Genomic DNA, 19,685 nt, shown 5'->3' with positions numbered 1-19,685 from the left:
CTAGTGGTTGTCAGATCGAGGTCAGGTAGGTTCTGATTTCCCAGTCGCTGACCTGGTTGTGCCAGCTCAGGAACTCTTCTTCCTTGGCGTCCGCGTAGTACTTTCCGATCTCGGCGTCGCCGCTGAGGCTGGCGAGGATGACCGGGTCACGACGAAGGGCCTCGACGGCGTGCAGGAGCGTCGCGGGAAGGGAGTGGGCATCCGGGCGGGCTTCACCCGGGCCCGATGGCGCACCCGGGTCGGTTCCTTTCGCGACTCCGTCCAAGCCGGCTTCGATCGCCGTGGCGATGGCGAGGTACGGGTTGGCGGAACCGTCCCCGGAGCGGAGTTCGATGCGTTTTTCGTCCGGGACGCGGATCATGTGTGTGCGGTCGTTGCCCCCGAACGAAGCCTTCCTTGGAGACCACGTGGCACCGGAGGAGCTGGTGGTCGCCCCTGAGCGCTTGTACGAATTGACCGTCGGTGCCAGGAAGGCCTGGAGTGCCGGGGCGTGCTCCAGCACTCCGCCGATAAAGGAGTAGGCGAGCTCCGACAGCCCCAGTCCGCGTTCGCCGTCGTCCCCCGGAAACAGCGCTTCCGCGCCGGACCACAGGGACAGATGGAAATGCAGGCCCGTGCCGGTCCTGTCCGTAAACGGTTTAGGCATGAACGTGGCGGTCATCCCGCGTTGTTCCGCGAGGATGTTCAGGATGTAGCGCAGGGTGACCACGCGGTCCGCCGTGGTGAGGGCGTCGGCGTAGTTGAAGTTCTGTTCGAACTGTCCGGCCGCGTCCTCGTGGTCGTTGGCGTAATTGCCCCAGCCCAGGCCATTCATCGCTTCGGAAATGGACGTCAGGTGCTCATACATGCGGGTGACGCCGCGGGCGTCGTAGCAGGGGCGGGGCGAGTCATCACGGGAATCGGCCGTGCTCAGGGAGCCATCAGGGTCCTTGTTGACCAGGAAGTACTCAACTTCCGCGCCGATCTTGGCCTGCATTCCTTTTCCTGTCAGACGGCCGAGCGTGTTCTTCAGGATCACCCTGGGGGCGAAGGGCCACGGCTTGCCGTCCACGTGCGGGTCGCAGTGGATGATCGCCAGGCCCTCCTTGATGAACGGCACAGGGGTAAATGAGGTGAGGTCGGGAACTGCGATGAGGTCCGAATCCTGGGGCTTCTGCCCGATGAGCCCTGCGGCGTAGCCGGCGAAACCCATGGCGCCGGCTTCGAGCTCATCCGCGGCTTCGACGGGAACGAGCTTGGCGCAGGGCTTGCCGGTCATGTCCACGAACGTGGCCAGGAGGAACCGCACGTCGTGGGCCTTGGCGATGTCCGCGAGGGAAATCTGTCCGGCTTCGGCCGGCACCGATTGCTCGGTGAGTACTTCAGGGGTTGCGACACTGGTCATCGGAACTGTCCTGTTCAAATTGGTGTTACCTGCGGTGAAACCTTGTTGAACCACAGTAGTCAAAGCGATGTTACGGCCGTACTCCCCGAGTGTTAAATCCGTGTGTCGCGGTATGGCGGCGAACGCAACCGGAATTTTACGTGCGCGAAACCCGCAATCGTTCACTGTCATGAATCATGGTTTCATCCCGCGGTTGCGTTGAGTTCCTCCGCTTCCGCCGGATATTGACTTCCACCCCTTTTGATTGGAGTTCCATGAATTCTGGAGACGTCGCCTGGATCCTGGCCGCAGGCGCACTGCTGTGCATCATGATTCCCGGCCTTGCCCTGTTCTACGGCGGCATGGTCGGGTCCCGCAGAATCCTGAACATGATGATGATGTGCTTCGGCGGAATGAGCATCGTCGCCGTCCTGTGGGCCGTGTTCGGCTACTCCATGGTCTTCGGCAATTCCATCGGCGGTGCCGGACTGCTTGGTGATGTCACCGAGTACTTCGGGATGGAGAAACTGCTGGCGGAGGACCCTAACGCACCCATCCCCGCGGCGCTGTTCGCGGCCTTCCAGCTGTTCTTTGCCGGTATCACCACGGCCATCATCGCCGGGGCTGCGGCGGGCCGAATGAAGTTCGGCGCGTGGGTGACGTTCGCCGCGCTTTGGGCAACCCTGGTCTACTTTCCCGTCGCCCACTGGGTATTCGCGTTCAGCTCGACGGACGGCTCGGTGACCGGCGGCTGGATCGTCAACAGCCTCAAAGCCATCGACTTCGCCGGCGGAACCGCCGTCCACATGAACGCCGGCATCGCGGCCCTCGCCCTCGCCCTGGTCCTCGGACGCAGCGCCGGCTGGCCCAAGAGCGAACACACCAAGCCCCACAGCCGGCCGCTGGTACTGGTCGGTGCCGGGCTCCTGTGGGCCGGCTGGTTCGGCTTCAACGCCGGCTCCGCGCTCACCGCCGGGCAGGCCGCCTCCGTAGTGTTCCTCAACACCGCCGTCGCCGCGTGCGCCGGCCTTCTATCGTGGGCCTTGGTGGAACGCATCAGGCTTGGCAGCGCCAGCAGCATGGGCGCCGCCTCCGGCCTCATCTCTGCCCTCGTTGCCATCACCCCGGCCTGCGGCGCCGTCAGCCCACTCGGCGCCCTCGCCATCGGACTCATCGCCGGCGCCGTCTGCTCCCTGGCAATCGAACTGAAATTCCGGCTCGGCTTCGACGATTCACTCGACGTCGTCGGCGTCCACCTGGTGGGCGGCATCCTCGGAACGCTCCTGATCGGCTTTTTCGCCACGGAGGCCGCGCCCAACAAGGTCAACGGGCTCTTCTACGGCGGTGGATTTGGACTGCTCGGCGTCCAGGCACTGGCAACCCTGGCCGTGCTTGCCTATTCCTTCGTCGTGACATGGGTCATCGCAAAGGTCCTCAACGTCACAATGGGCCTGCGCGTGCATGAGGCCGATGAACTTCGCGGCATAGACATCGCCGCACACTCGGAGGCCGCATACCTCAGCGACGAGGAACCCGTAGAACTCGGCTCCCCGAGCCGTGCCTAAGGCGGCAGAAGACAGTCCGCTGCTTCTGATGCCTCCAGGCCCCACCGGCCGCCTGCCGCGCATCCCGTGGAGGAACGCGGCAGGCATCACCCGGGAAGTTGCCGTAGATACGGCTCCGGCAGGGTCGCCATGCTTCCGATGGAGGCTCAATGTGGGCGGCATTGACCACGACGGCGCTGGTTCTGCGTGTCTAGTCCACCCGCCCCACGAAGTGCTCGTAGGGTCAAAACATGCCGAGAGGACGAGCGGAGAACGGGCCGGGAGCTCATCCCCTCTTGGTGGGCCAAACCTCGATCGATGACGTTCTGAAGGAGCAGTACGACCTGACTCCCCAACTGCCTCTGCATTGGGGCGCTTTTCAGACCACTCCACCAGGCCAACGCCGCGATCCCGCCGACTCGGAACCCGTGGCTCCAAGGGTCCGGTGAGAACCGCCAAGAACGAATCAACATCAGCACTCGTCCGAAAGACTGCGGGGACAAACGGGATTGCGGGCAGCCTCCAACCTGAGCAAGCCCAAAGCGACGCGGCATACAGCGCGCCGGCCAGCTGCTTCGATTAGGGCGCTGTCGTCTCCCTATGGGCCAGCCACCGATAGGCGTCGTTACGTCACCTTGCGCCAGCAATCCGCCAAACACTGATTCCCGCGGCCTGAGGGTGCCATTTGCAACTACCCGGTCCTGACATATGGTGATACGCACCACACGATTTCCGTGTGGGACTAAAGGAGACTCTCATGCTGCTTTGGATAGCGATCATTATCGCAGTTCTCTGGCTTCTCGGCCTGCTCGGCAACATCGGCGGCGGGTTAATTCACATACTTTTGGTCATCGCCGTGGTCGTCTTGATCATCCACTTCATCCGCGGCAGGTCACGCGTTTAGATACGAAACTCTGGTCCGCCGCTGCGGGACGGCGAGATGTGAGCTGTTGCCGCATTCTCGGGCAAGGCTCTGAAGTTGACCACATTCTTCAATCGTCTCTGCGATCCGGTCGCCTCCGCCGTCTGTCCGCCAGATTGTCTGGGAGCTGGTGCGCAGCGTGAAGCAGCGCCCGAGCTTTAGGGAAGCCCCCAAGTAGAACCGCAGCTAGACGGATCGAGCATCCACGAAACCGCGCTGACGAATCCTCAGCTTCGGTGGAGAAATTGTGATTGGGGAATCGGCTTCGAATGCGCCAACCACGTCGACAAGGCAGCTGAGTCCTCTTCGGCTGTTTCGCCAATAGCCACCGCCTCGTGGGCGACGGCAGGACCTGAGCGAGGTTGGGAATGGCTCTAGTCGTTCTCCCATACCAGTCCGAGGAAGTGGAAGGCAGTGGTGAGTTCGTGGCTGTCGTGTTGCAGCTCTTCGGCCAGCGATTCCTGGATTCTCGGCGTGGTGGGAGAATCGCCAGGGCGCTCGAAGATCGCCCAGAGCTGGAGATCATCACCGTGGCGGGACGCGAAGGTGACGCCATCGAAGTCTGTCATCTCGTAGAGCCAAGAGGCGACAGCCTGGGTAAGGCGACGCGGGCGGGCGTCTTTCAGGGCAGCGGCGTCAAAGTCAGCCAGACCCAGACTGAGAGCCAGGCCAATGAAGTGCGGGTACAGGGCCGCGACGCTGCCTGAGGCGGTCACGGCACAGTACCGCCCGGACAGCCCTGCGGACACGGCAGCGCGCACATCAAGCCACTCCCTGGGGACCTGCCCCGGGACGATGGTGGGGTGCAGGACCTTATCCTCATCGTCCTCGACGATCTCGTCCAGCTCCATACTCAGCCGTGCATCCTTGCGGAAATGTGCCAGAACCTCCAACAGGCACGCCAGCAGGGACGAGCCGGCGTAGATGGTGCGGAAGTTGCCGTGGAGGTCATCCCACCGGCCCGGGAACCGGCCGTCTGTGGCCCATTCCCAGCCGCTCCAGGCCCACGGTTCCGGGCGGAAGCCGACACGCCAGACCCTGCCGGCGGCCTCGGCCGCCGTCAGTTCTGCAGACGCCACCCGGTCAGCCCGCGGCCGCGAATGCGCGTGCAGCGGCCAGCACCTGCGGGCCGGCGTCGTCCAGCTGGCCTTCGCGGAGCAGGCGCGCCGGCGGGACGTCCTCCAGCTGCGGGTTCATGCCCTGGAACCAGGCCTGCACTACGGCCCGGGAATCACGCTCCGCGAGCAGGGCGGCCACGTGGTAGGCGGTCCTTAACCGGTGCATCACGTCGGCGGAGGGCTTCCGTTCCCCGTCGGCCCACTGCCGGACGGCGCGGGTTTCCTTCACGGAACCGATGTAGGCGACCAGCTTTGCGCCGAGCAGGTCTCTCAGATCACGGACCAGCACGTCATCGGCCAGCCGGATGGAATCCTGGTGCGCCTTCAGCCCGCCGCGGGCGCCTGTCACTGCTGTCATGCTTCATGATCCCACGAAAACCCGTGCCGGATCAAGGTCTGAATCCCATGCAGAATCACAAGCGGTTTACGCCGATAAGCGTGATTATGTAAGCCTACGGCCGAGAAGGGGCTTCCGGCCGGGCTTTTTGCCACACCCGACGGGCCCCCCGCGTCCCGGTTCGCGGCAATAAATCCAGCTCCGGCCGGTGTGTTGCATGGATCACATCTGGTCTTGGTTGTCCGGGGTGCCACAGCGTTGTGGCACCCAACTTAGAGCAGAGAAGATTTCGTGACGACAGACAAGCTTCGAGTGCTGGTCCAGGAATTGGACTGGTGCCCGCGAAACCTTGAAGAGTTCTGCGGCGGCCACCTTCGGTCCGGGGGCTGGCGAAGAAACGGCACCGGGCGTGTAAGCCTCGCCGTCCGTGGCACCGGTTGTGCACTCTCCCGTCAAGCAACCCTGTACTGCCTGCCCGTTTAGGAAGACTCCACCGATCAGCCCTGGCGGAACTGCCCGGCCTCCGTACACGCGCAAAGCATGGATGCTGCGGTCCTCGTTGCTGCTGGTTCGGTAATGTCAGATCATGATCCCCACCGTTGCCGTGCCGGCGCTGTCCTCTTATCACTGGCTGGGCATCCCGATCGCCATGGCCGGGGCGGTCCTGCTGGCCCTGGGTACCCTGTTCCAGCACAGGGCCGTCGAAGATCAGCCCGCAGCACGGGGCCGGGCGGCCGGGAGCATGGGTGGTGGGCGCCTGCAGGCCCTCCTGGGCAAACCGGTATGGCTGGGCGGAACGGCCATGATCGGGGCGGCGATCCTTTTGCAGCTCACGAGCCTGCGGTTCTCTCCCCTGATCGTCGTCCAGCCCATCGGTGCGGTGGCCCTGGTCGTGACCACCGTGGCCACCGCCCTCACGACACGCAGGTCTCCTGGCCGCCGCGCCCTCACATCTGTGGCCCTGTGCGTGGCCGGTGTGGGTGCCTTCGTTGCTGTCGCCGCAGTGTCCGCCGAAGACGTTGAAATCAGTGACCGGCACCTGATCACGATCCTGGTCGTGCTCGGCGTCGTCCTCGCCGCACTGGCAGTGGCCTACGGGCGTTGGCGCCGCCGGTGGGGCGCCATCGTGTACACCGCCGCGGCCGGGATCCTGTTCGGCTTCGTCGCGGCCCTGGCCAAGACCGTCATCGCCCGGCTTTTCCAGGGCGACTTTGAATGGTTGTCCCTGACCTGCCTGGCCGGGCTGGTCATTGCGGCTTTGTCCGGAACGTTCCTGGTCCAGACAGGACACACGCGCGGCTCATCCGAGCTCGTCGTCGCCGGACTCACAGTCATCGACCCGCTCGTCGCGGTAACCATTGGCATCACCATTCTCGGAGAAGCCGACTCCGCCCCGCCTCTGGCGTTCATCGCCTTCCTCCTCGCCGGCGCCACAGCCATCGCCGGCGTCATCCTGCTCGCGACGGTCAAAAAGGTACCGACCACCCGAGCCGCATGACAGGGCCGGGTCAACCCCTGGCCGGCCAACGGGAGGGTGCCGGGCCATCATGCCTCGCTAGCCTGCGCCGCTTCCGGACGAGCGGATGGGATGCACTACTAGATGGCTGCTTCCCTGAATCTACCCACGCTTGCTTCGGCGGGCGTTCGTGGCCCCGACGGCTCACCCAGCCCGAGCCTCACGGGCAGTACCAAGCGGGCACACCGGAAGTCCTGATCTGCAAATGCAGCTGTCAAGGACGGCGTGTTTGGTGGCGGTTAGGGGCTTTGGCCGGGCCGCGGATGTCGAGTTGGGGGTCTTCGAGATGGGCTTCGGTGGCTACCCGGTTTGTGGGCCGCTTCGGCGGAATCTGGCCCTCGGCCGCAAGTCCTGCTGCAGGTCTCACCGCTCGGCGCCCACCGAGATGATCTGCCGGGCGTTCTGCGCACTGTGCAGCAGGTTACCGACATAGCCGTCGTCGTGAAAAATGCCCTGCGTATTCGGCTTTGAACCCTCGCGGAAGGGCTCTGCTGCCGCAACCCGCTCCGTTGGCTCTTTCGACAGTGCACTGTCCAGGGCCGACAGCCCCTCCAAGTACAAGCTTTGTTTATCGCTGTATCCATCTGGTGTGAAACCCAGCACCGTCCCAAGATCATGTCCCGCGGGGCCTAGGGGCTTCACTTCAGCGTAGGACGGAAACCGGCGGTGGAAAGCATCAACATCGTCGGGTGTGATGCCATCCTTGTAGGTGAACTCTCCCAGCTCGCCCCAGTCAAAGGGCATCTTGAAGTGCGGCTTGTACCTCTCGGTCTCCCGTGTCACCGCATAGAACTCCAGTTTGTTTCCGTCGAAGACTGCCCGGACGGTGTAGTCCTCATGCCGATAAATGTTCAGCACGGGTTCATGCGACTCCGTCGGTTTACACCCGATCTCCGAGCACAGGTCCATGGACTGGCGGGGTTCGCCCAGTCGGCTGCTTACCGACGAGATTGCATCCCCCAGCGCCAGGGAAGCCACGGCATCCTGCTCGCGCTGGTTGTGGGTGATCACGGCCCAGGCGTCGGTGCCGAGTTGGCGCACATCGTTGAAGGCCGCAATCACGGCTAGAAGAAACACGATGAGGACCGCCCAGCTGCTCTTCTTGTGTTTTTGAATTATGTGCACAAGGCGTGCGGGCACACCCTTCTCGTCTTGAGCTTCATCTGCCATGACGCCCCCTGTCTTCGGGACCCGCTCATGCCGGTAGTTCTATGGTGCACCCGCACCTCCCCGCGAGGTCATGAAAATCCCCCAGATGCTTCAAGTAGGGGCGGTATTAGGTAGCTAGTCCCCCTGATGGGCGTCGGAACTGGACTTAGTGGGGTGGGCGTTCATCAATGCCCGCGGCACATTCATGATCGCCATTCGGCGTCGTCGGGCAGAACCCGGCCCCGGGGATGTGGAGCTCCCCCGCGCCGGTTCTGTCCATCTGGAACCCGAGGGACCCGGCGCTGGCCGGGATAACTTCCGCTTCGGTGACGGCCAAGCCCTTGGCCATGGCACTGAGCGTGTCCCGGTCAGGGAAGTTCTTCACCGGCCGGTTGCCGTCGGCCATCTGCTGCAGCCACCACCCGGCAGGCATGCCGCCGCAGTCTTCAGCCCGGCCAAGGCAGGTTGACGGAATATCCGTTATCGGCGTTTGAAAACGCGCAGGGGAGTGGCCAGAAATGATCTAAAAGTCCACCTTGGGAAGCCCTGGATGCAGGATTGCTGCGATTGCGGCGTCCGAGACGAAAAGGTGCGTCCCTCAAAACTAGGGAAGCCTATAAGCAACGGCACACCTGCGTGGGCTGAAGCGCTTTTTCCATCCAACGGCCCACAACAGCTCTGTAGTCCGACTCCAACGTTGTGGGTCGCACCAGGAACGTCGTCTCAGACAGATTCGTCCACGGGGCAAAGCGCTGCATGGCGACGTCCGTTAGGTCGTCCGCGCCCGGCATCATCGCAACCGGGTTGCCGAGGTATGGGTTGGCAGAAAATTCATCAATCTGTGCAAACGAGCATTCAATCATGAAGGGTTCCTGTGGGGGAAGCGACTGGGGTTGAACGGCGGCCGGACAAGGGTCGGGTGCGCCTGAGGCCTCGCTCGTTGGCGAGCACGACACCTACCACTACGATCGTGCCGCCAACGATCTGAGCCGGGCTCATGGTTTGTCCCATGACAATCGTCAGGAAGGCAGTGAAAACAGTTATGAGGTTCAAGAACACTCCGGCTTTGGCTGGTTCGATCCTCTGCAGGGCACGGTTCCAGAGCACGTAGGACAGCAGAGACGGGAAGACAGCGATATAGGCCAGCGACCAGGCCCCACCCGCACTACCGGGGAGTTGAACGCCGTGGATGAGTGCAATGGGGGTCAGTGCCGTGACCAGCACGCCTGCCTGGAGCGCAGTCGAAGTGATTGGCGGGATGAGCGCCGAGGCTCTGCGGCCCACGATGGTGTAGGCGGTCCAGCTCAGGATCGCTCCGAGCATCAACAGGTCCCCTCCGTTGTGATGGATATTCCAGAGCGCCATCGGCTCGCCCTTGCTCAGGATTATCAGCACACCAACGAGAGCCAGCACCAGGCCGACACTGCCTTTCCAGCTCGGCCGTTCGCCTAGGAAGACCATTGCCGCAAGGACGATGAGCGCCGGGTTGAACGCGTTGATCAGCGAGGCATTGAAGGCGTCCGTGAACTGGAGTGCCGAGTAGAGCAGGAAGTTGTAGCCGGCAAGACCCAAAAGGCTCAGCGCGAGGATCGACGGCCAGAAGTGCAGCAGTTCACGCCACGGGGGCCGCTCCGCCAAATGGGCGACGAGGATTAGGGGCACGAGTGCAATCAACCATCTCAGATAAACGAGACTGAACGGGCTCATCTCACCGATGACGACCTTTCCAACCACATAGTTGCCGGCCCAGAAAAGAGTGGCCGCAGTCAGGGAGACGACGGCGATGAGCAGCGGTTGACGATGCAAAGATCCTCCTGTTCCGGAAGCCGGCGGCGGCCTCCAGCATCAAGACCATCACACCCTGATCGGCGTATATGGCCACCTTGTGATTGTGAATCAATTCAAAGATGCGGCCTCTTTGGCCCGCGTGGGCGAGAGTATCTCGAAGCCCCACACAGAGCCACGATCCCGAAGACCACCCGCACGTAAACAGTTCCGGCTCCGTGCCAATGGCGAGGTATTACGTCAAGCTAGCGCCGGGAAGGGGCTGGTGCCGGGCGGACAGGATCCGGGTGTCAAGGACGGAAACACCATGCGGATGTTCGGGATGGATGTCCCCATTCCCTAGAGCTCAGTTCCCGTTAGCCGCGCTAAGCGTCGGAAAGCGCCATTACTCCCCTGCCGCGGGAGACTGCTCATGGCCGATATTGCGTAAACCTGGGCGTTAGGTTCCGCGAAGACATTAAGCGCTGCGTGGATCAACCGTTTGTCGTCTCTCGGACGTGGCTCGCGCCGGTTTCGCCCAGGTCAATGTGTGAAGACGATCTTTCCGATCAGGTTGCCTTCAAGCATCTTGGTGAAGCCTTTGATGGCTTCGCCAAGGGGCAGTACCGTGTCGATCGTTGGGCGTATCCCGGTGCCCGCAAGGAATCGGGTGAGTCTTTCGAGTTCGTCCCTGGTGCCCATGGTGGAGCCAAGGATCTTCAGTTGGGTGAAAAAGAGCCGATTCAAGTCGGTTGCTGCAGCGCTGCCTGAAGTGGCCCCGCACGTGATGACGGCCCCGCCGGGTCGCAGCGCCTTGAGGCTATGTGCCCATGTTGCCTGGCCCACAGAATCAAAGACGGCGTCCACCCGGTTCGGGAGCCGCGCACCGCTGTCAAAGGCCTGTTCCGCCCCGAGAGTCAATGCGTGGAGCCGTTTTTCCTGGCTGCGGCTGGTAACCCACACCCGGAACCCGCTGGCTGCTGCCAACGATGTCAATGCTGTGGAGACCCCTCCGCCGGCTCCTTGGATCAGGATGGTGGATCCGGGCGCCGCTGGAGAGACGGAGAACAGCATTTTGTAGGCAGTCAGCCAGGAGGTGGGCAGGCAGGCGGCTTCTTCCCAGCTCAGTTCCGCCGGTTTGGGGACTGTGCTTCCTGCGGGAACCCAGACGTGGTCGGCCATGGTTCCCGGATGCCGCTCCGAGAGGACGGTGCGTTCAGGGTCCAGCGTTTCGTCGCCACGCCATCCAGGGCTTGCAACGACGGGATGGATAATCACCTCGTTGCCGGCCGCGTCCACTCCCGCGCCGTCACAGCCCAGCACCATCGGCAGATCCTCTTTGTCGAGTATGCCTTTGAGGGAGAACAGGTCGTGGTGATTCAGGGCGGAGGCTTTGAGCGTGATCTTCTCCCAGCCGTTGGCTGGAGCTTCTGTGTCCGGCAGGTCCCCGATCTCGAGTCCGGCAAGTGGGTCGTCAGGGGCGAGCGATGTTGCATAGACTGCACGCATTCTTGTCTGCCTTCTCGGGCTGAGTCTCTGGCCCGCCCCGTTTTGGGTAGGCATCTTGTGTGAGGGTTTAAACAGTACGGACCAGCCACGGCCCGGGGGCACCGTGGATCAGGCGGCCAGCAGATCCAGAGGGTTCCGTTCCCTCCGGTCCCGCCTGATCCGTGCTCGGCGCATCCTGTCGTTCCGTCGTTGGTGCGCTTCCCGGAAGCGCCTCCTTTCGATGGTGTCGGAGGGCTCGAATTCGGGCACGGGCGTGGGTTTGTTGTTGTCGCCGATGGCCACCATGGTGAAGTACGAGCTGTTCGTGTGCCTGACGCTTTGCTCGTGGAGATTTTCGCTGAGCACCCGGATTCCGACTTCCAGTGACGTGCGGCCGGTGTAGTTGACGGAGGCCTGGAACGTTACGAGTTCACCGACCTGGATGGGGGCGATGAAATCCACGCGGTCCACGGAAAGGGTGACGACGTAGGTGCCGGCGTAGCAGGTCCCGCAGATGTATGCGACCTGGTCGAGGTACTTGAGCAGGACTCCGCCGTGGACTTTCCCTGAAAATTAACCATGTCCGGCGTCATGAGTACCCTCATGGACAGCCTGCCCTTTTCGTCGACGACCTCCTCAAGAGGGTTTTCCGTGCGGTTCATTTCGTCTTCCTTGGATCTGTGGGCGTGCAGTATGGATTGTTGCGCGGACCCGGGCTGGAATCTGCTGGTGATGGTTTCCCGTCCCGGGACCGCGGCCGCGGGTGGATCGGTTGTCGAGACGCTGACGGGCGCCGCGCGAATAACACCATTCGGGTGTGTGGAAGCCATCCTGGGTTGCTACGGGGCTCGGGACCGGACCGCCGCCGGGAGCGTTCCCAACGGAGGTCCGATCCCGAACTCGGTTGCCTGACGTGGGCAGGATTTTCGGACGTGCGGCTACGCGCCGGTAGGGGTTTCGGCTGGCCGGCCGGTCTTCCAGGAGGGCATGTAGGAGCCGCCGTGGCCGTCCTTGGCGAATGCGTTGACCAGTCGGCGTCCGAGCATTGTTTCGTGGATTTCGCTGGTGCCGTCGAAGATCTGGGTTGCTTTGGCATCCCGGTGCAGCCGTTCGACCCGAGAATAGGCGATGAGGCCTGATGCGCCGAAGATCTGCATGGCCTGGTCCGTGTGTTCCCGGGCGAGGTCGCTGGCGGTCATCTTAGCTATCGAGATGATGTCCTGATCTCCCCCGGTGCCCTGCATGTAGGTTTCGGTGGCGCGCATCGCGAGTTCCCTGGCGGTGTGGTAGGCAGCGCGCATGCGGCCGAGCTTGATCTGGATGCTGGGCAGGTCGCCGATGCGCTTGCCGAATGCGGTGCGTGTAGCTGCTCGTTCCACGCTGACTTCCAGGGCACCGCGCAGCAGACCGCAGGCGTAGGAGGCGGCGTCAATGCGTGCCATGTTAAGGCCGTCCATCATGCCGGCGAAGCCATCCACCTGGAGGGCATTCCCCGCGGGGACCACGACGTTGTCGAAGCGGAGGGCGCCGTTGGTCAGGCCGCGGAAACCCGAGAGCTCGGGGCCTGGCTCGCCCGAGGCTCCCTTGCTGGACATGTCGACCACGAGCGCGATGGTGGGGGCGTCTCTGTCGGTGGACTCCAGCTTGCACAGAACGATGGCGTAGGAAGCTACGGGAGCGAACCCGACCCAGCATTTCTGTCCGCTGAGGATGTAATTGTCACCGTCCCTGCGCGCCACGGTCAGCATGCCGCGAAGGTCCGTTCCTGCCTGCGGCTCCGTGAGGGCGAAGGAGCCGTAGGCGCGGCCTTCGATGGTGGGCCGCAGCCAGCGTTCTTTGACGGCCGGAGGTGCATACCGCGAGAGCAGATAGGCCACGAGCCGCATGACGCCAAGTTCCATGGCTACAGGGGGGCAGACACTGGCGATGCGCTCCGTCACGTCATGAACCAGCGGCATCCGCGACAGGTCCAGGTCCAGATTCTCGTCAAAGATCAGTTTCACGAGGCCCAGCGCTGCGCCTTCGTCCAGAATCTGCTTGTCGAATTTGGCGTTTCTATCCATGGTCTCTGCCCGCTCGGCCAATTTGGTGGCGAAGTCTTCGACGTGGGCCAGGACCTGCTCGGTGGCGAAGGCGGTCGCGATGCTCATGCGCCTGCTCCGATGCCGCGGGTACCGGGGGTTACGGTGGTGATCGTTGTCATTTGTCTCTCTCCTGGATAGTTCGATTCATGTGTGATGGCCGGGCTCGTCGTGGAACCCGGATGCGTAGTCAGATTGGTCATTGGGCGGCAGGTCCATGGCTCTGCGGGTCCGCCCTGCGCTCAGGGACGACGGCCGCCGGGCTGTGGCTCCGGATTTCGGTGCGGAAGGACGTTTCCCAGAAGCGGGCAAGCTCGCCGGCCAACTGCTGGGTCAAAGCACTGCGGCGGATTTTACCCACGCTTGTGGAGGGCATCTCGGATCCGAAGATGACGACTTTCGGGCACATGTGCGGCTCGAGCCGTTCGGCGCACCAGGCAAGAAGCTCTGCTTCGGTCAGGTCCCCGCTGGCGATCACGAACACGGCAATTTCCTCGCCCTGCCAGCGGTTGGCGAAGGGAACCGCTGCGGCGCTCTGGACCAGCGGGTGAGTTGCGACGACCTCGTCGATCAGCTGGGGCGCGATATTCAGGCCGCCACGGACGATACTTTCCTTCAGACGTCCTTCCAGGAAATACCAGATCTTTCCATCGGCCGCGCGTTCCCAGTATCCCCGGTCGCCGGTGTGGAACCAGCCGCCACTGAATGCTTCGGCGTTCGCGGTGTCATTGTTGGCGTAGCCGGTCATGAGCATGCCGCCGCGTGCCACTATTTCCCCCCGCACGCCTTGGCCGCACGGGATCCCGTCGGAGTCTACGACGTCCACCTGGGCGTGAGGAACGGCCGTGCCGATGGATTTCCGAAGCCCGGGCTCAAGATATCCTCCCGTCCGTGGCGGTGTGGCGGTCAAGACGGCAGTGGTCTCCGACAGGCCGTACAGCTGCCGAACTGGCATCCCGAAACGCTGCTCGAATTCGGATGCGGCAGTGGAGCGCAGCGGACCGCTTCCGGAGATCACCTCCTTCATCAGCGGCGCAGGGTGGTCCCCGGCCTCACCGGCGAGCAGATATTCCAGCACGGTCGGCACGATGCTGCTCGTCGTGGCCCGTGTTTCAGCGGCGATGGGCCAGAACGTGCTTCCTCGGAACTTGTCAACCAGCACCGTCGATCCCCCGACAAACCAGGGCAGGAAGCTGTTGATGAGCAAACCGTTGGCGTGGCTTATGGGCAGCACAGTCAGCACCCTCGTTTCCTGCGTCCAGCCGAACGCTTCCTGCATTGCATGGCAATTGAGCAGAATGCTGCGCATCGGGATGACGATTGCTTTGGGGCGGCCACTTGTTCCGCTGCTGTGCATGCGCAGGGCCGGAGCGTCCAGCGGTCCCCCGATCACCGAGGGACGTTCCCGCCGCTGAGTGGACATCAGACCGCCAACAACGATCGCGTCCGCAGACGCATGGCGACGCGCCCGGGCAACCGATTCCACACCCGAATCCACGCCTATCCATCGCGCCCCGCACTCCTGCAGGATTTCCTCATGTCTCTCGTCGCCGTCCCGCGGGTCAAGAGGTACCAGGCAGCCGCCGAGCAGCCAGACCGCGAAGGTCAGGGCCAGCGTCTCGGCGGAGTTGTGGGCCAGAACGGCCACACTGTCACCGGCCCTAACGCCATGCCGGGTCAGCTGGTCGGCCACGTTGTAGACCGCATTCCGCCACTGACCTACGCTCCATTCCGCCCGCGTTCCCTGGCCTCGGCTGACAGCGATCAGGAACGTCCGGTCATCGTCCTTCCGGCTGCGGAAGAACGCCGCAAAATCCGCCCAGGGCGGCGAGTAATCGTCGATATCGCGCCGTGCAACAGGTTCGGCTGCCGTCGGCCGGCAGCGCTGCTCAGTCATCATGTGGAACCTTTTCTGAATGCGGAACACTGGTCGCGTTGATCGCGCCTGAACTGCAAATAGTCGTGAAATCAGAGTGCTCGAAAGTGGATTTCCCCCCGCCGCGTCTGACATATCGATCAGTGAATGATATGTAGAACGCTAGCGTGGGTTGGATCACGTCGCAAGTGGGCGGCCGACCCTCTGTGTACGGGAAGTCGCCGACCGGCGGGCCTCGCTGGTGTCAGACTTTGCAGTCTGGGTTCTGAAGTCGGCCGTCTACCCTGCGGGGGATGCGCAGGGGGTTGGTGTCCTGCAGCTGGCTTGGCAGGAGGTGCTGGGGCAGGCCCTGGTAGGCGACGGGCCGCAGGAAGCGGAAGATCGAGGCGGTTCCGACGGACGTGGATGTCACTGAGGTGGTCGCCGGGTAGGGGCCGCCGTGTTGCTGGGCGTGGGTGACCGACACGCCGGTCGGCCATTGGTTCCACAGGATGCGCCCGGATTTGCGGGCGAGCAGGCGAACCAGTTGCGGGGCGATGTCATCGTCGTCTTCCCCGTGCACGGTGGAAGACAGCTGTCCGTCGATGATCCGGGCGATCTGGAGCAGTTCGGATTCGTCCTGATAGGTGACCACGAGGGCTGCCGGGCCAAAGCACTCTGCGAGGAGTTTCTCGGGTTCGGCCAGTACACGGGCTGCGGTTGTGAGCAGGAGGGTCGGCGTCGGCGGGTTCTCATACGCTGCCGGCCCCAGGACCAGGGGCTCGACGTCTTCGTGTCCGCTGAGTGTTTGCAGGGCTTCGACGTAGCCGGACTGGATGCGCTCGTTCAGAAGCATGGCGGCGGCGGGGTGCGGGGCTGCAGCGAGGCTGCCAGCGATGTCTGATTCGGCAGGTACGAGCAGGATGCCCGGTTTTGTGCAGAACTGGCCCGCTCCGACCGTGTAGGAGTTCACGAAGTCGGTCACGATCTGTCCGCTCCTCTTTTGGGCGGCCGCGCGGGTGATGAAGGTGGGATTGACGCTGCCCAGTTCTCCGTAGAAGGGAATCGGGTCAGGCCTGGAGTTCGCCAGGTCGAACAGTGCCCGCCCGCCAGGGATGGAGCCGGTGAATGAGCTGGCCTTCACCCTTGGATCAAGCAGCGCATCGCGTCCGGCCTGGGTGCCGAAGATGACGTCGAAAAGCCCTGCGGGGGCTCCGGCATGCGCGAGGGCGGCTGCCACGACGTCTCCCGTTCGCTCCGAGAGCCGGGGATGACCCGAATGTGCTTTGACGATGACGGGGCAACCTGCGGCCAGAGCGGAGGCGGTGTCCCCCCCTGCGACGCTGAAGGCAAACGGAAAGTTGCTGGCAGAGAACACGAGAACGGGACCCAAGGGCTCCAGAGTGCGCCGGATCTCGGGCCGCGGCCCCATGCCCCAGGCCGGATCGGCCTGATCGATCCGTGCGTCCAAGTAGCTTCCTTCATCCAGGACTTCGCCGAATAGCCGGAGCTGGAAGGTGGTGCGTTTCAGTTCGCCTTTCAGCCGTGCCTGGGAGAGGTGGGTTTCCTCGTGGGCGATCTCGATGAGCTCGTCCGCCGCGCTGTCCAGGTGGTCGGCAACGGACAGGAGTACTGCGGCGCGCTCCTGGGGCGTGGTCTCAGCCCAGATGACGGCCGCGTCTGCTGCCCGGGCAAGAATGCTGTTGAGCCTGTCGGTGCTGGTGGGGGCGGGTGTGGTGCTGGTCAGTGCCATGGGTTCCTCGATGGTCATTGGCGGGAGTCGGCGCACCGCAATGCACGGCGCTCCCCGGGGGATTTGGACTGGATAGTTTGCCGGTTCCGGTTTACAGGGGCGGCCAGCTGAGGCCGGTGACGGCTGTGCGTTCGCTCTGGGCCGCGACCCTGGCTGCCAGTTCAGGGTCAAGACCCTGACGGACCAGCACCTTTTCGGTGCGCGGCTCCATGTCGGTCTGCCGGCGTTCCGGACCGTCCTGGAACGCGGGAATCACGGGTACCGAATCCAGGGTGAAGCCGGGATCCCGACTGATGATCTGCTCAAACGATGCCAGTTCATGTGGCTCCAGGACGGGGGTGACGCAGGCGTCGACCTCGGCGAAGATTCCGGCCCACTCCCCCATCGTTTTTGTGCCGAATGCGCCAGTGAGTGACTCTTCGATGGACGGCCACGTTGCCCTGTCGAAATGGTCCGGCACTGCCCCCAGGTCGAGGGTGTTCCACAGTTCTGCGAAGAAGGCCGTTTCGAGGGCTCCGACCGCTACATAGCGGTTGTCTGAGCAGCTGTAGCACCGGTAGAACGGTGTGGTGCCTGTCAGGACACCCTCGCCCCGGCGGGGCAGGGTCGGTGTGTGCCAGTCAGCAAAGTTCATCGCCATCATGGACAGGACACCGTCCACCATGGCCGAGTCGATGTAGCGGCCCTTGCCCGTCTTGGACCGCTCGTAAAGGGCGCTGACGATGCCGAAGGCAGAGAGCATGCCTCCGCCGCCCAGATCGGCGACAAGATTCAGCGGCGGAACCGGCGGCTGGTCGGACGGCCCAAACGTGCCCAGGGCACCGGCAGCGGCAAGGTAGTTGATGTCATGACCGGCGCGCTGGGCCAGCGGTCCGGTCTGGCCGTAACCCGTGACGCTGCAGTAAACGAGGCCGGGATTGATTTCGGACAGCTCCTCGTAGCCTGCACCCAACCTGTCCACCACCCCTGGACGAAAGCCCTCCATGAAGACATCGGCTTCTGAGACGAGCTGCCGCAAGGCCTGCCGACCGTCGTCGCTCTTGAGGTCAAGGGCGATGAATTCCTTCCCCCGTGACAGTGACGGAACGGGGAGGCCGGAGCGGCCGCCGCCGATGACGATAACTTCGGCGCCCAGGTCGCCAAGAAGCATGCTCGCGTAGGGCCCGGGCGCGAGGCGGGTCATGTCCAGCACCCGGATTCCGGCCAGGGGGCCTGCCGGGTCGCTGATTTCCGCGCCGCTAATCTGTGGGCTGTCGATTGCTCGTGTGGATGCTTCAATCACGTGGTTACTCCTTGTTCATGCGATGTCTGGTCGCGGGCGCGGATGCTTTGCCCGCGCTGGCGGCGGCTGCGGGGGGCGTCTGTGCCGGGTTTCGGTGCCGCGGTGGTTTCTAGCTGGCGGTTTTTAGGTGCTGGCTGGTTGTGTCGGCGTGGGGCGTGCTGTCCGCGCCGGCGGCCGGGGGCTCCTGGTCGTATTTCTTGCCGAGTTCGGAAAGATCCAGCCTGTTGGTCTCCTTCATGGCGATCACGCAGATCACCGAGATGACGCACATGGCCATCATGAACAGGGCCACACCCTCGTAGGATCCGGTCTCGGCAATCACCCATGCGGCCACAATGGGCGTCGGGGCGCTGGCGGCCAGGGTGCCGATCGTGTAGCCGAAGGAGATTCCGGTGTAGCGGATTTTCGTCTCGAAAGCCTCGGCGAAGAACGCGGCCAGCGGTCCATAGGACGTGGAGAATGCGAGGCAGAAGACCACGAACCCGAGCAGTGCCAGGACGTAGGACCCGGTGTTGACCAGCCAGAACCACGGGAAGGTAAAGAGGAGCATGGCGATGACGCCGCCGAGAAAGACGGGTTTGCGGCCGAGTTTGTCCGAGAGCCTTCCGAACAGCGGCAGGGCGAAGAACGTGACGCCCATGGAAATCAGGACGATGCCCAGCATTTCGTTGCGCGAGAAACCCACGGTCTGGACGCCGTAGCTGAGGCCGAACACCGTGGCTCCGTAGAAGGTGACGCCGATTGCGAAGTAGGATCCGCAGATCAGGAGAATCTGCTTCGGGTAGTGGCGAAGGACGACGGCGATGGGCATCTTCTCGGTCTTTTCCTGCTTTTTCAGTTGATCAAATACCGGGCTTTCCACGACCTTCAGCCGAACAACCAGACCGATCACGACGAAGACGCCGCCAACCAGGAACGGGATGCGCCATCCCCAGGCGAGGAAGGCCTCGGACGACAGGCCTGCCATGAGAAGGAAGACAGCGTTGCCCAGCATCAGACCGGCGGGAACGCCCATCTGCACCCAGCTGCCGTAGTAGCCGCGCTTGTTGGCAGGGGCGTGCTCCACGGTCATCAGGATGGCACCGCCGACCTCGCCGCCCAGCGCAAGTCCCTGCACGAAGCGCAAGGCGACCAAGATAATGGGCGCCGCGACGCCGATGGTCTGGTAGGTGGGAAGAAGGCCGATGGCCAGGGTGGTCAGGCCCATCAGCGTCAGGGTGATGATGAGCATGGACTTCCGGCCGATCCGGTCCCCGAAATGCCCGAACAGGACCCCGCCCAAGGGGCGCGCTACGAAAGCCGCGGAAAACGTGGCGAACGCCAGCAGCGTCCCGACCAACGGGTCAAAATCGGGGAAAAAGATTTTGTTGAACACAAGCCCTGCGGCCGTGCCGTAGATAAAGAAGTCGTACCATTCGACCGTGGTGCCCACACCACTGGCCAAACCGACTTTCTGCATTTGGGACATTCTGGACATGTGATGGCCTCCTTGCCATTTGGGTGGGAAGGCTTA

Annotated in this window: 17 protein-coding genes and 1 pseudogene; 4 read left to right on the top strand and 14 right to left on the bottom strand. The window is 63.4% G+C overall.

Annotation, left to right across the window (positions count from 1 at the left end):
* Positions 1-10: 10 nt before the first annotated feature.
* Entirely contained in the window at positions 11-1,384 is a 1,374-nt protein-coding gene (gene glnT / locus AC1DD3_RS10095) for a type III glutamate--ammonia ligase (protein ID WP_476881555.1), read from the bottom strand.
* 254 nt (positions 1,385-1,638) lie between these two features.
* Here glnT and AC1DD3_RS10090 point away from each other — a divergent pair, with 254 nt between their 5' ends.
* The 3 genes from AC1DD3_RS10090 (at position 1,639) to AC1DD3_RS10080 (ending at position 3,811) form a co-directional block, all read left to right on the top strand.
* Positions 1,639-2,928 (top strand): ammonium transporter, encoded by a 1,290-nt coding sequence (locus AC1DD3_RS10090; protein WP_230117814.1) that lies wholly within the window; start codon positions 1,639-1,641, stop codon positions 2,926-2,928.
* A 28-nt stretch (positions 2,929-2,956) separates the two neighbouring features.
* Positions 2,957-3,229: a HutD family protein gene (locus tag AC1DD3_RS10085; protein WP_354962132.1), complete on the top strand. Its 273-nt coding sequence runs from the start codon at positions 2,957-2,959 to the stop codon at positions 3,227-3,229.
* A gap of 435 nt (positions 3,230-3,664) precedes the next feature.
* Complete coding sequence (locus tag AC1DD3_RS10080; protein WP_230117815.1) at positions 3,665-3,811, top strand: lmo0937 family membrane protein; 147 nt, start codon at positions 3,665-3,667, stop codon at positions 3,809-3,811.
* A 392-nt stretch (positions 3,812-4,203) separates the two neighbouring features.
* Here AC1DD3_RS10080 and AC1DD3_RS10075 read toward each other — a convergent pair whose 3' ends face one another.
* Together AC1DD3_RS10075 and AC1DD3_RS10070 are read right to left on the bottom strand one after the other, a co-directional pair.
* Positions 4,204-4,908, bottom strand: coding sequence for an RES domain-containing protein (locus AC1DD3_RS10075; RefSeq protein WP_230117816.1), 705 nt, complete (start codon positions 4,906-4,908; stop codon positions 4,204-4,206).
* 4 nt (positions 4,909-4,912) lie between these two features.
* Positions 4,913-5,305: a hypothetical protein gene (locus AC1DD3_RS10070; RefSeq protein ID WP_230117817.1), complete on the bottom strand. Its 393-nt coding sequence runs from the start codon at positions 5,303-5,305 to the stop codon at positions 4,913-4,915.
* A gap of 565 nt (positions 5,306-5,870) precedes the next feature.
* Here AC1DD3_RS10070 and AC1DD3_RS10065 point away from each other — a divergent pair.
* Complete coding sequence (locus tag AC1DD3_RS10065) at positions 5,871-6,782, top strand: DMT family protein (RefSeq protein WP_230117818.1); 912 nt, start codon at positions 5,871-5,873, stop codon at positions 6,780-6,782.
* A 381-nt stretch (positions 6,783-7,163) separates the two neighbouring features.
* Here the strand turns inward: AC1DD3_RS10065 and AC1DD3_RS10060 are convergent, their stop codons facing one another.
* From AC1DD3_RS10060 to AC1DD3_RS10010, 11 genes and pseudogenes are all read right to left on the bottom strand, one after another.
* On the bottom strand, positions 7,164-7,970 hold the full coding sequence (locus AC1DD3_RS10060; RefSeq protein WP_476881554.1) for an ETEC_3214 domain-containing protein: 807 nt from the start codon (positions 7,968-7,970) through the stop codon (positions 7,164-7,166).
* A 145-nt stretch (positions 7,971-8,115) separates the two neighbouring features.
* Positions 8,116-8,382: a hypothetical protein gene (locus AC1DD3_RS10055; RefSeq protein ID WP_230117820.1), complete on the bottom strand. Its 267-nt coding sequence runs from the start codon at positions 8,380-8,382 to the stop codon at positions 8,116-8,118.
* Between the two features lie 181 nt (positions 8,383-8,563).
* Positions 8,564-8,812 (bottom strand): PhzF family phenazine biosynthesis protein, encoded by a 249-nt coding sequence (locus AC1DD3_RS10050; protein WP_476881553.1) that lies wholly within the window; start codon positions 8,810-8,812, stop codon positions 8,564-8,566.
* Entirely contained in the window at positions 8,805-9,755 is a 951-nt protein-coding gene (locus tag AC1DD3_RS10045; RefSeq protein ID WP_476881552.1) for a DMT family transporter, read from the bottom strand. Before AC1DD3_RS10045 ends, AC1DD3_RS10050 begins: the two co-directional genes overlap by 8 nt.
* Before the next feature lie 501 nt (positions 9,756-10,256).
* Positions 10,257-11,222, bottom strand: coding sequence for a zinc-binding dehydrogenase (locus AC1DD3_RS10040; RefSeq protein WP_476881551.1), 966 nt, complete (start codon positions 11,220-11,222; stop codon positions 10,257-10,259).
* A 108-nt stretch (positions 11,223-11,330) separates the two neighbouring features.
* A pseudogene (locus AC1DD3_RS10035) lies at positions 11,331-11,756 on the bottom strand (acyl-CoA thioesterase); the annotation flags it as partial.
* A gap of 383 nt (positions 11,757-12,139) precedes the next feature.
* A complete protein-coding gene (locus AC1DD3_RS10030; RefSeq protein WP_476881550.1) occupies positions 12,140-13,351 on the bottom strand; it encodes an acyl-CoA dehydrogenase family protein in 1,212 nt (403 codons plus the stop codon).
* A gap of 130 nt (positions 13,352-13,481) precedes the next feature.
* Entirely contained in the window at positions 13,482-15,179 is a 1,698-nt protein-coding gene (locus AC1DD3_RS10025) for a class I adenylate-forming enzyme family protein (protein ID WP_476881549.1), read from the bottom strand.
* Positions 15,180-15,402: 223 nt separating this feature from the next.
* The gene (locus tag AC1DD3_RS10020; RefSeq protein ID WP_476881548.1) at positions 15,403-16,908 is read right to left on the bottom strand and encodes an aldehyde dehydrogenase (NADP(+)); all 1,506 of its coding nucleotides are present in this window, start codon (positions 16,906-16,908) and stop codon (positions 15,403-15,405) included.
* 73 nt (positions 16,909-16,981) lie between these two features.
* Entirely contained in the window at positions 16,982-18,172 is a 1,191-nt protein-coding gene (locus AC1DD3_RS10015; protein WP_251424548.1) for a CaiB/BaiF CoA transferase family protein, read from the bottom strand.
* Between the two features lie 109 nt (positions 18,173-18,281).
* Positions 18,282-19,649 carry an MFS transporter gene (locus tag AC1DD3_RS10010; protein WP_476881547.1) on the bottom strand — a complete coding sequence of 456 codons (1,368 nt, stop codon included), beginning with the start codon at positions 19,647-19,649 and terminating at the stop codon, positions 18,282-18,284.
* Positions 19,650-19,685: the final 36 nt, after the last annotated feature.

This window comes from Arthrobacter sp. 05T444, assembly GCF_056395905.1.
Note: the sequence above shows the minus strand (reverse complement) of the source record. Positions and strands in the feature narration are given on the sequence as shown.